The following is an 11,202-nucleotide window of genomic DNA, read 5'->3' on the forward strand; positions in this document are numbered from 1 at the left end:
GATCGGGGATCTGCCCTTGCGGGTGCTCACGCGTGGGTGTCGGGGCGGAAGGAGTGCGGTCAGGAGACGATGCGCGATGACCCCGGATTCTTCGTTGCCGTCGACGATGATTCCTGTCGCCTGGACGGCCTGGTCGCGGGCGGCGTGCGGGGCGATGGTGAATCCGCAGCGGTCGGGATCGGTGCCGGGCAGGGATTGCGCGGTGTCGACCATGACGGTGCGCAGGAGTTGGTGGAGCGTGAGCAGGGACCACATCTCCTGCTCGAGCCCGGCCCGGTCGCCCGAGCGCAGGACGCGTCCGGCGGTGATCGTGTGGCGCAGGGCGTAGTACGCCGATTCGTGTTCCCACCGCTGGTGGTGGAGGGCGACCAGGGCGGCGGCCGGGTGGCGGCGCGCGTCGGTCGGGGTCGTGACCAGACGGTAGGTCCCGGTGAAAGTGGTCCCTCCCTTTATGGTGACGGTGATCCGCGCGTCGATGACCCGTACCCGGAGGGATCCGATGGTCGACAGGCAGGAGCCGTCGCCGAGACGGGCCAGGACGGGGATGCGCCGGTTGTCGCGCAGCCGGCCCAGGATCCGCGCTCCGGTGGCGTGCACCTCGGAGAGGAAGGCGTTGCTGTCGAAACCCTTGTCCCACAACACGAGCATGTCCGGCTGCAGGAGGTGCAGCAGGCGGCTGGCGTAGTCGGTCTCGCCTTCACGCGTGGGACCGAACACCGCGCCGATCAGCGCTCTCGTGCCGGTTTCGACCAGGGTCATCAGCTCCCCCAGGGGGTGGCCGCCGTTGCCTGGTGAATCGAGCCAGGCCCGGTTGCGGGCGGTGTCGGCGACCTTGATCGAGCTGCAGCCGTCGAAGGAGACCGTGCGGTAGGACCCGAACCGCACACCGGGCGTGCGGGGTCGGGCCAGCGGCCCGGACAGCACCTCGAACAGGCGGCGCATCGGCGCGCCGCCGAGTCCGCGACGCAGGTCCCGCAAGGCTTTCGCGGACGGCTCGGCCACCGCAAGACCGGCCAGTCCTCCGGTCAGTTTCTGCCAGACCAGCCGGTAACCGACCTCGGGGAACAGGCACATCGCCAACAGGAAGTAGACACCGACCCGCGAGGGCAGGTCCCGTAACCGACGCTGTACGCGCCGGGTTTCCCCAGGATCGCGTCGACGAGTTCGAACGGGACCACCCGCGTCAGTTCCCGGGTGCCCGGAGCGAACCGGCCCGCTGCCACGGTGATCGTGCGGGTGATGGCCGTCAGCGCAGGCGGCAGGACACAATGAGAGGGCAACGGAGCTCCTTGGGACAAGCTGTCCTGGTCGACTTCCTGTACCAACGAACTCCGTTGTCCTGCGTCGTGATTCCTGCAGCTCGGTCGTGTGACCAGCAAAACGCTGACTACCCGGCCTTGGGTCATGTCCCGTGTACGGGAGGGACGTGATCACCCGGACATGCTCCCGGCACCGTAGTACCCGCTCTGCCGGCGATGATGACCTTTCGAGCGGCACAACCCACTCTTCGGGCCATCGTCGTCTGGACTGCCTTCGCGGTGGACCGTCGTGACGCACCGGTGCGGCCGGATCACCGCGGCCGGCTCACGCTCCGCGGTGGAGCCACCGCACCTGCTTGTCGGACATCCCGCCCGACCGCTGACCCGGCCGCAGCTGCTCCCCCGCCAGGGCCGTGAGCACCGAGATCCCGCCGGTGAGGGCCGGGATCAGCCATTGGCAGATGTCCAGTTGCCGCTGGGCGTTCGCGATTTCCGGCGGGGTGGATTCCGCCGGGGTGGTGCCGCCCTCGACCACGACGCCGTCGGCGGCCTGCAACTTCTTGCCCAGTACCCTGCTGTAGCCGGTCACCGCCAGCGCGGCTCCGGTCAAGACGAGCTTGGCCCCGGTCTGTGCCGCTACTCCGCGCTGACCGGCGACGCGGTCCCTGTCGGCCCGCAGCAGCGCCGTCCCGCCCACCAGGTGCATGCCGATGGCCACTGCGTTCACCGGTGTCCAGCGCGCCCAGCCCGCGTTGGCCACTTTCAGCCGCAGCCTGTGGTCCGGGATGTCGGCGGCAGCCCCGTTGACGGCCACCGCCCCGGCGAGAGACCCGCCGAACCAGGCGGCGAGGCCGATGTCGTGCATGGCTCGGACGAGAGTGTTGCGCTGGGACATGATCTTCCTTCGGCTTGGGCCGCGTGCGTCGGCGCACGCGGGAATTCACACGATCGGGATGACACGACTGACACCGGGTGGCGGGACCCGGTCGGTCGGGTGCACAGCGGGTGGCGGGGTGCGACCGCGGTGGAGCCGCATTCCCGCCCGTCTCGGCTCTGCGCCGAGGTAGTCCGAGTCGCCTGCTCTTCGTGCCGCCGCGTCGGGGTTAGGGTTCGACGGTGCCAGGTACGACCGGCGCGGTCGTCGATCCGTCGGGTGCTTGTAGCCACGTGGCAGGGGTGTGATCATTTCATCGCCTCGATAGGGGCCATCGACGAATCAACAGCACCGTCGTCCGTCGCAGCACAGCGCGGAGGTGGGGGCAGGTTGCGACCTCTGGTTCATGGCCGGTACTGGGCGCAGGTAGGCGGCAGGCGGGTGCATTGGATTGCTCGGTGTACGGCTTCGGTGGTCCGAGTAGTGCGGAAAGGATTAACGGACAGCCCCGGAGCCACGTCTCGGCGGCATCCCGTGCTGAAGCCTGACGGGCGGGTCGTCACAGCAGGGCATTGAGCAGGATGGTGAGCAGGACCGACGCCACGACCGAGATGCCAGCATCGTCAGGCAACCGGCGCGGCCGCCCAGGAATTCGATGCGAGTGTTGCCGAAGCGCATGACGAACCTGCAGTCCTGCTCAGGTCACCGCCCGGTGGTGTGGCGGTCGGTGACGTCGTGCTTCTTGCGGCCCGCCAGTCCGGCCAATCCCAGCAAGCCGAGGAGACCCCACAGCCCCCAGTTGCCGCTGTCGTCATCGGTGTTGTTGTCATCGTCCTGGCCCATCAGCACTACCGTGGTGTGCGGCTCGATTGCATCGGCAGATGCGGCAGCAGTCGGAACAGCCGTCAGGGCTGCCCCGACGGCAAGTGCCGCTATGAAGTACTTGATGTTGCCCATGTCGTTTCCTCCGGTCTGTCAGTGGTCGAGACGCTGTGGGTACCGCCGGAGAGTTCACCCATGCAATCCTCCGCGAGATACACCCCTTCAGGTGAAGGCGGCACTGCGTGTGGGGACCGCGCGTGTACGCTGATGCCGGTGTCAGCGCCCGGTGTGCCGATGGTGCCACGGGCAATGAAATCATCGCGTCTTGCGCGCGGGCCGGATGCGCTGATGGTCACGTCGGTGCGCGGTTATTCGGTGGCCGCCGACTTCGCGACATCGTCCGCGGCCGGCGCCGACGGGATGCCGTCCTGGCCGGGTTCGTTCTGCCTTTGCCCATAGATCAATCGATGACATCCCGGCAATGGCTCCATCGCATCGAGTACTGGGATGGCGTCGAATCAGCGGTGAATTCGGCGCCGAGGCGGTTGGCCTGTGCCGCTCGGAAGTTTCCGCTGCTGGTCAGGCGGCCTGTCTGTATTCGTTGACGAGGCCGCCGAGGATGCGGGTGCGGAGCACTGTGCGGGTGTCGAGGTCGTGTGCCGCGGCGGGGTGCTGCTGGGCCTCGGGTGGTGGTTGGTGGCGGGCCTGGTGGGGTCGGTGCCGGTTGCAGTGGTGTTCGTAGGTCTTGGGGACGTGTCGTGCGTGGCCTCTCCCGTGATGAGGATGTGGTCGAGGGGTTCGCGTCGGATGGTGCCGATGACCCGTTCGCAGTGGGCGTTCATCCGCGGTGCCTGTGGTGCGCTGTTGATGATGCGGAGGTCGTCGGCGTGGAAGACGGTGTCGAACGTCCGGCTGCACTTGCCGTCGCGCTCGCGGAGCAGGAAGCGTAGGGGGTTCCATGCGGGCTCCGAGGTCGGAGGCGAGGTTCCTGGCCTGCTGGGTCGTCCATGTCTGCGTCGGGTGGGTGGTGACGCTGGTCATGTGCAGACGTCTGGTGCCGTGTTCGAGGAACGCCAGTGCGTAGAGACGTGTGCCGAACACGGTGTCGAGGTGGAGGAAGTCCGCCGCGATGATGCCCTGGGCCTGGGCGGTGAGGAATTCTCGCCAGGTCGGACCGCACCGGCGTGGTGCCGGGTCGATGTCCGCGTCGTGCAGGATCCGCCAGGTGGTCGAGTGGGCGATCCTGTGGCCGAGTCGGCCAGTTCGCCCTGTACCCGGCGGTGCCCCATCGTGGGTTGTCCTCGGCGAGTCGCGGCACGAGCGACTTGACCGCCGCTCGTGCCGGTGGGCGTCCGATGCGTCGACGCGCGGAGCAGTCCACTTGCGGGCCGCGAGTCTGCGGTGCCGGCCGGGCAGGGTGCCGGCGTGACCGGAAAGACCTCCCGCCACCGGCGACGATCCACCAACCCGGACAGGGCGGCGAACCGGAACCGATCGGCGGGCTCGCAGCGGACCGGACCCGCGAGCTGCCGGCGCAGGACGGCGTTCTCGTGCCGCACGACGAGCAGTTCGGTGTCCTTCACCGTCTCGCTGCGGAGAAGCACCGCCGGGACGGACAGCAGCTTCCGGGTCACCTTGGGGCATCGGACCTTGGTCGACTGCTGTCCTGCCGGGAGCCTCACCCACTCCGCTCCCCACCGCTCAGCCCACGCCGCGACCTGCGACGTCACGATGGAACGGCTCAGTGGTGCGCGGTGTTGAACACAGGCCGGGCCCGCCGGTGGCTGACCGGCGGGCCCGAGTGGTGTGGTGTCAGCGGTGGGCGCGGTGGCCCCGCTTGGTGACGACGTGGTAGACGCCGAGCACGATCAGCGAGCCGAGGATGGCCAGCAGCCAGGTGCTCAGGTCGAAGAAGCTGCCGATGTCGGAGCCGAAGATCGCGCGGCCGATGAACCCGCCGAGGATGGCGCCGACGATGCCGAGCAGCATGGTGATGACGATGCCGCCGGGGTCCTTGCCGGGCATGACGGCCTTGGCGATGGCGCCGGCGATGAGACCCAGAACGATCCAACCCAGGATGCCCACGGTGCTTCCTTGTCCTCGTGCCACGCCGTCTCCTGTGACGCGGCGTGATCGTTACCGGCACCGGGTTGCCCATCCCGCACGGATTTCACACCTGCGTGGGTACTTCGCGGTGGAGGCGATGCCGAACCTGGCCTGTCAGGCCGGGCGGGACGTGGTACGGGTGCCTCCCGGTCGGGTGGCGTGTCGTGGGACGAGTTGCGGGCGGAGTCGGGTCTGTAGTCGCCGGTGGTCGGGGCGGCGGTCGACGACGATCACGGCGCACACCCTCGACATCGATCCTGACGCGCGGGGCAGATCCAGGCCCTTCCCTCCGAGGCGCTTGCCGCGCTCGGTGAGGCGTTCGAGGTCCTGACCCCGGTGCCCGAGCGGGCCGGTCCGCTCGACCCGGACGATCCGGATGGCGGGCTGTTCCACCTGACGCTCGACCAAGGGCGTGGAGTGATCACCTACCTGCTGCTGACCACGCACGACCGGCTGGACGTGTTGCTGGTGACCCGGGTGTCGTTCGACCACGACTCCTGATCCGGTCGACAGCCCTCGCAAGGCCCCGGCAGGTAAGGGGAGTGGTCGACGTGTCTGCTACGGACTTCCGGAAGTCGGCTACCTCCCTGAACGGTGCAGCGGGCTGCTGCGGATTCGTGCCCGTTGATCAGGCAGTCGAACCTTCGGCGTGACGCTGGTCGGGTTCGTCGCATCGGGTGCCGGTTCGAGTCCTCAAGGAGCGGGTGGGAGCGGGTCGGGGAGCAAATCGGGGGCCGTCGGAGGCGTTCAACGGCATTGAACTGCGTTCAACGGCTCCCGGTAGTCGTAGCCAGGCGTCAAGTGCTGGAACCCCACGCGTCCGCGAGTTGCCGCGGGGGACCGCGTTCTCGGGGTGTAGTACAACTTCGGCGTTCTCCGCAGCCTTGCCGCGCTGCAGCGCTGACGGCCCGGACAGCGACTTCCGGGGCATCTCGGACAGTGGAGACGTGATCATCGAGCATGTCGCTTAAGCGGATGTCTGCGCCGCTCTGCCGGCAACGACAATCTTCCGGCGGCACGGGTCCGGTATCCGCAATTCGGCGTAGACGTCGAGCGACCTCGACACGATGGTCTACTCCACTGGCAGGGAATCCACTCCGCGGCACTCGGTGTGCACGGTCGGCGTGCTACACATGTGTGTTCGCCTTGTCGATCACGCTTGGTGGATCAGCACCCCGGTTCGGGATGCCCCCGGGTTCGCGTCCGGACTCCAACTGCGGCCCTGTCCTGCACGGCCCGGTCATCACTGCAAGGAGCGGAAGCACGCGGTATGGAGAGCTTCTTCGTAGGGCCTGACGGCAGCCCTGACAAGTACCAGCTGTTTCACCACGTCGGTGGGGGCGGCGAGGCGACCCTGTGGAAGGCGTCCGTAACGCTCGCCGGCGAAGAAGAGCTGGTCGCGGTGAAGATACTGAGGATTGATCACCTTGGTGACATCGACCGCTGGCGAGCGCGCTGGCAGGAACAGGTCGACCTGCTGCGCCTGGTGGCGAGGCCGGGGGTCGTGGGGGTGCACGACAGTTTCGAAGGCGACTCGATGCACCCCCGCGGCCGGCCCGGTTCGGGTGAACGCGCGCTGTACCTCGTCATGAACTGGGTAGAGGGCGTCACAGTCCAGGACTGGGTCTCACAGGGGCCGACGACGGGGGAGCGGTTCCGGCACTTGGGACAGGTGGCGGAGACCCTTGACGCGCTCCACGGGGGTCAGGCGACCCCGTCGGGTAGGCCGGTCGTGCACGGGGACATCACCCCTGCAAACATCATCATCAATCGGCGCGGACAAGCCACGCTGGTCGACTTCGGCCTGTTCCGCGTCGCACGCCACGTCACCGAGTTCCCAGCCGGCACACCCGGCTACCACGCTCCGGAGGTCGCGAGGTCGGGGGAGTACACCCCGGCCGCGGACAAGTACTCGTTCGGCGCCCTCACCTACTTTGTGCTCACCGGTGGATACCGGCCGTTGTCCCCGCCCGACATGCGTCACGGCCTCGCGCGACAGGGGCTGTTCGAGGGGGACGAGGCCCTGGACTGGTTCATGGCGATCCTCGACGACAACCCCGAGCGGAGGCCTGACGCGGGCGCGTGGTTGCGTGGCCTGCGAGGTGCGACGTCCACCGCTCTGCCCCGATCCGGTCCGCTCCCACCGCCTCCCGCCCCCGCTCGGACCACCGATGCGCTGCGGCCTCCGGCACCGAACTCTCGTGCCGGCGGGTGGCTCACGCCCGGTCGCAAGAGAGGGCTCGTCGCGTTGGGCGCCATCGCTGCCGCGAACATCGCTTACGGGGCATTATCGGGATCGTCGGACCGCGGCGCGGAGCCTGGGGGCTCGACGGAGACCACCACCGCCACGGTGACCCCCACCTCCGGCACGACTGGTCAGCTACCCGCCACCGTCAGGAACGACGGCCCGAGGTCGTTGATCGACATGGCGGTGATCGAGGACGAGAACTCCTATGACATCGGGCCGGCCCGGGTCGACAACAAAGTCTTCCCCAGGACGCTGATCAGCGGCGCGACCAACTACTGCGGCTCCCGCTCGACGTGGGACCTGGGGCGTGCCTTCACGAAGTTCGACACGGCGATCGGCCTGGACGACAAGACCACGGGATCGGCGCCCATGGTGTTCACGGTCTGGCTCGACGGTGAGCAGCGCGTCGCGGAGACGATCTCGGTGGGGGAGGTCCGCACCCTTCGCCCTCTGGACGTCACCGGTGTCTCCCGGATCGCGCTGGACATCGACACCGACTGCGCCTCGGGCCAGGGCGTATGGATCGACCCGACGGTTTCCTAGGCTGGAGTGTTGTGGGAACGCTGGTTTTGGAGTTCGACGGTCAAGTGAGGGAGTTGCGCGACGGGGCCGCGGTGTTCGGGCGCGATCCCACCTGCGCCGTGGTCGTAGGTGCTCGCGACCACGGTGTCAGCCGTCGGGCAGGGCGCGTGAGCAGGAGCGGCGAGTACTGGGTCCTGACCAACCTCAGCGACAAACGCGTGCTGCACGCGGCCGACCCGACCGGTTTGGTAGTGCCTCTGCCGGTCGCCCTCCCGGGTGGCCCGCCGGTCCGCAGGTTGATCGATCAATCACCCTTGACGGTGCTGGTGCCCGGGGACGAGGCCACCTACCCCCTCACGGTCACCGTCGACGGCGTCGGTGGCGCGCAGCGCAGCGACTTCGAACCCGAGAGCGTCGACAGCACCCGCGCGCAAGCGCCCCTCCTCGACGAAAGGCAGAAGGAGGTCGTGGTGGCGCTCGCTCGCGGCTACCTCAGACCGTTGCGGGAATACGATCCCCGACCTGCCGGTTACTCGGAAGTCGCTGCTGCCCTCGGCCTCACCCGAGCCCAGGTCGAACACCGCCTCCGGACCGTCCGCGACGCGATGGAGCGCACGGGCATCCGACTGCCCGGCGACGCTGACTCCGCCTCCCGGCGGCAGATGTGCGAGTGGCTGCTGGCGCTCCGCGCGGTGACCCCCGCTGACCTCGCCTGGTTGGAAGGGCGCACAGCCGACCACTCGTCTGTGGCGACGCCCGCCGACCTGGCCCGCGCCGCGGCACCGGCATGGCCGTCGTCCACCGACTTGTCCCAGCGTCCGCACGCCAAAATCGTCAGGTCGGCCGAACGGGCGGGCGCGGTGGTCAAACCCGTCCTGCGCGCCAGGTTGCGCTCCTACCACGGCCCGCAGTGGCTCAACCTGGTGAACCGCGTCCGACGGCATCGCGGGGGCATGGTCAACTACAGCCTCGATGACGAGCGCTTTTGCTTGTCCCTGCTCGCGGGCGACGAGGCGACCCGGGATTGGGCGCCGGACGAGATCCGGTCCGCCGCACAACGACTCCTCCGCCTGACGAATCAGGCCCACCACAAACGTGCCATCACGACGAGTGATGTCGACGAAGCGGCTCGACTGGCCGAGCACATTCGGAATTGGATCTTGACCGTGCGCCGGTGACCGACGCGGTGTGCTTGCCGAAACGCCGTCCGTGTAGGACGACGTCTCACGTGGCGAGTTCGGCGAGTTGTTGAAGCAGATCGGTGCTGAGGCGAGGGTGAGGAAGGCGCGGTAGCTGTCGGCGTGGCGTTTGTAGCGGATGGTCAGGCGGCGGTAGCCGGTCAGCCGGGAGATGGTTCGTTCGACGGTCCAGCGGTGCCGGCCGAGTCGTCACCCTCCCGGGTCGCGGTGTCGGTCTTGACGGCGTCCCCGAGCAGGTCGGACGTCTCGGACGGGTAGCTCGACACCGACGACCAAGTCCGCGCCATGCCGTCGAGCGTCTGCTGGTCACCGGTCGACCAGTCCAACGGCTCGCGCAGGAAGCTCACGTGCTCCATCAACCAGCCGAAGCCCGCGCTGAACAGACCGGCCAGCGGGTCGGCCTGCAAGGTCCGACGCCGCCGGCCGCGCTCGCGACGTTGAGCAACCCCTCGGCCCGGTTGCCGTCGGCGAAGCCGGTCAGCGCTTCGGTGGCGTCGTGGAACAGCCCGGCGCCTTCGGTGGCCGCGGCGCCCTTCCCCTCGCGCACCAGCGCGGTCATCGCCATGTGCTGCGCGGCGGTGCACACGCCCATGAGGGGAATGCCGAGCAGCCGAACGCCTCGGGGTTCGACGCGGCGTCCCCGCGACCAGCGCCGTGTTCACCATCTGTCCCGCGTCCTCCGACTTCTTGGCGCGGGCGTTGTGCTTGCCGAGAACGTCGTCCGTGCTGGTCAGGCGGCGTGGTGGTACTCGTTGAGGATGCCGCCCAGTCGTGGCCGTCGGCGGATGTCGAGTCGGGTGACCGCTGCGTGGTCGGTGACGGCTGTGGCAGTGGTTGTAGTGGTCGGGCGTTGTCGGTGCCTCGGTGGGGTCGGTGGGTGTTGTGGAACTGCTCGTACTCGTGCAGGGCGTGGAGCAGGTGTCGTTGGTTCCGGATGAGGGTGCGGTCGAGGAGTTCGCGACGGCAGCTGGGGAGCCGGCGTTCCATGATCGCGCTCATGCGGGGGATGCGGACTCCGCTGAGGACGACCTGGATGTCCGCGTCGGCGAGGGCGGTGCCGAACAGGGTGGGAACTTCCGTCCCGGTCGCGGATCAGGAACCGGGCAGGGCTGCCGGCGTGTTCGATCACCACGAGCACGTACAGACGGGTGCCGTTCAGGGCGGTGGTCTCGAAGAAGTCGCAGGCCGGGAGCGCGTCGGCCTGGGGGCGGAGGAAGGCGGAGCAGGTCGTCGTGGTGCGTTCGGGTGCCGGGTCGATTCCGGCGTTCTGGAGGAGTTGCCGGACGGTGGAGGCGGCGACCGTGATGCCGAGCACGAGGAGTTCGCCGTGGATGCGGCGGTGGCCCCAGGCGGGGTTCTCCCGTGCCAGGCGCAGCACCAGGAGCCGGATGGAGCGGACGGTTCGTGGTCGGCCAGGCCGTTTGGGGCGGGACTCGACTGCGTGGCGGTGGGCGAGGGGGTGTCGGTGCCGGCGCAGTACCTCCCGTCTCCGGGCGCACCGGGAGATGGAGCCGATGGAGCGTGGCGGCCGGGAGTCGGTGCAGCAGTGCCACGAGGAACGCCCGGTCGCCGGGGCAGAACCGCGGACGGGCGTTGCCCGGTTGGCGCTCCAGAACCATGATCTGGTGCTGCGGTGCCAGGATTTCCGTGTCCTCGTCCCGGTTGCTCCTGGGCAGTAGGCGCAGTAGCGCGAAGGCGTTGGTCACGCCGAGGTAGGCCAGTCGGAGCAGCACAGCCGGTCATCATGCCGTGTTGGCGGACGGCGTGGTGGACATGCGGCCGCGCCCACAAGCACCTCGGCCCTACACGCTGTACACGGCTTCAACCTGCATGGATAGGTTATCGGCAGGCACAACGCCATGACCGGTGGCAGACGTGACTTCTCCCGGTCACGGGATGCACGGCGGTCCAGCACCACCGCAGGTGGCGTTCGTCACCTGCGTCGGCGAGGACGGCGCCGAACGGGGCGGTGAACTGGCCGGCCCGGTCGCGGACGAGGAACCGGAAGTCATCGACGCGGTCGCCGAGGGCATGAGCAGGTTGCGGGCTCGTTGCGTCTTCCAAGGGCCGTCGGGCTTGGTGGTGGTGCCGAGGATGCGGACGCAGCGCGTGGCGAGTTCCATCACGAAGAACACGTAGACCCGCTTGAGCAGAGCGAGAGGAGGTGATTGC

The 11,202-nt window shown here is 68.6% G+C and carries 11 protein-coding genes and 1 pseudogene; 5 read left to right on the plus strand and 7 right to left on the minus strand.

The features are described 5' to 3' along the window. The 3 genes from CKY47_RS35325 to CKY47_RS35335 form a co-directional block, all read right to left on the minus strand. The coding region (locus CKY47_RS35325) for a transposase domain-containing protein (protein WP_306750741.1) at positions 1-1,557 on the minus strand (1,557 nt) is incomplete at its 3' end. A 27-nt stretch (positions 1,558-1,584) separates the two neighbouring features. Beyond that, entirely contained in the window at positions 1,585-2,154 is a 570-nt protein-coding gene (locus tag CKY47_RS35330; protein ID WP_306750742.1) for a hypothetical protein, read from the minus strand. 681 nt (positions 2,155-2,835) lie between these two features. Further along, positions 2,836-3,090, minus strand: a complete 255-nt coding sequence (locus tag CKY47_RS35335) for a WGxxGxxG family protein (protein ID WP_306750743.1) — start codon at positions 3,088-3,090, stop codon at positions 2,836-2,838. A gap of 623 nt (positions 3,091-3,713) precedes the next feature. Here CKY47_RS35335 and CKY47_RS35340 point away from each other — a divergent pair. Further along, positions 3,714-3,905, plus strand: a complete 192-nt coding sequence (locus CKY47_RS35340) for a hypothetical protein (RefSeq protein WP_306750744.1) — start codon at positions 3,714-3,716, stop codon at positions 3,903-3,905. 862 nt (positions 3,906-4,767) lie between these two features. Here CKY47_RS35340 and CKY47_RS35345 read toward each other — a convergent pair. Then, a complete protein-coding gene (locus CKY47_RS35345; protein WP_306750000.1) occupies positions 4,768-5,040 on the minus strand; it encodes a GlsB/YeaQ/YmgE family stress response membrane protein in 273 nt (90 codons plus the stop codon). Positions 5,041-5,397: 357 nt separating this feature from the next. Here CKY47_RS35345 and CKY47_RS35350 point away from each other — a divergent pair, with 357 nt between their 5' ends. The 3 genes from CKY47_RS35350 to CKY47_RS35360 all read left to right on the plus strand — a co-directional run bounded on the left by CKY47_RS35350 (position 5,398) and on the right by CKY47_RS35360 (position 9,009). Then, on the plus strand, positions 5,398-5,562 hold the full coding sequence (locus CKY47_RS35350) for a hypothetical protein (RefSeq protein ID WP_306750745.1): 165 nt from the start codon (positions 5,398-5,400) through the stop codon (positions 5,560-5,562). Positions 5,563-6,331: 769 nt separating this feature from the next. After that, positions 6,332-7,852 (plus strand): protein kinase domain-containing protein, encoded by a 1,521-nt coding sequence (locus CKY47_RS35355; protein WP_306750746.1) that lies wholly within the window; start codon positions 6,332-6,334, stop codon positions 7,850-7,852. A gap of 11 nt (positions 7,853-7,863) precedes the next feature. Further along, on the plus strand, positions 7,864-9,009 hold the full coding sequence (locus tag CKY47_RS35360; protein WP_306750747.1) for an FHA domain-containing protein: 1,146 nt from the start codon (positions 7,864-7,866) through the stop codon (positions 9,007-9,009). 72 nt (positions 9,010-9,081) lie between these two features. On the opposite strand, the pseudogene CKY47_RS35365 reads toward CKY47_RS35360, so the two are convergent. The 3 genes and pseudogenes from CKY47_RS35365 to CKY47_RS35375 form a co-directional block, all read right to left on the minus strand. Beyond that, positions 9,082-9,219: pseudogene (locus CKY47_RS35365) on the minus strand (transposase); the annotation flags it as partial. Further along, positions 9,171-9,437, minus strand: a complete 267-nt coding sequence (locus CKY47_RS35370; RefSeq protein WP_306750748.1) for a hypothetical protein — start codon at positions 9,435-9,437, stop codon at positions 9,171-9,173. The gene CKY47_RS35370 and the pseudogene CKY47_RS35365, both read right to left, overlap by 49 nt. Further along, a complete protein-coding gene (locus tag CKY47_RS35375) occupies positions 9,386-9,589 on the minus strand; it encodes a hypothetical protein (RefSeq protein WP_306750749.1) in 204 nt (67 codons plus the stop codon). Before CKY47_RS35375 ends, CKY47_RS35370 begins: the two co-directional genes overlap by 52 nt. 1,316 nt (positions 9,590-10,905) lie before the next feature. Between CKY47_RS35375 and CKY47_RS35380 the strand changes: the two genes are divergently transcribed. Then, complete coding sequence (locus CKY47_RS35380) at positions 10,906-11,169, plus strand: hypothetical protein (protein ID WP_306750750.1); 264 nt, start codon at positions 10,906-10,908, stop codon at positions 11,167-11,169. The last annotated feature ends 33 nt before the right edge of the window (positions 11,170-11,202 follow it).

Source organism: Saccharothrix longispora, from assembly GCF_030852425.1.
In the GTDB taxonomy this organism is placed as follows: domain Bacteria; phylum Actinomycetota; class Actinomycetes; order Mycobacteriales; family Pseudonocardiaceae; genus Actinosynnema; species Actinosynnema longispora.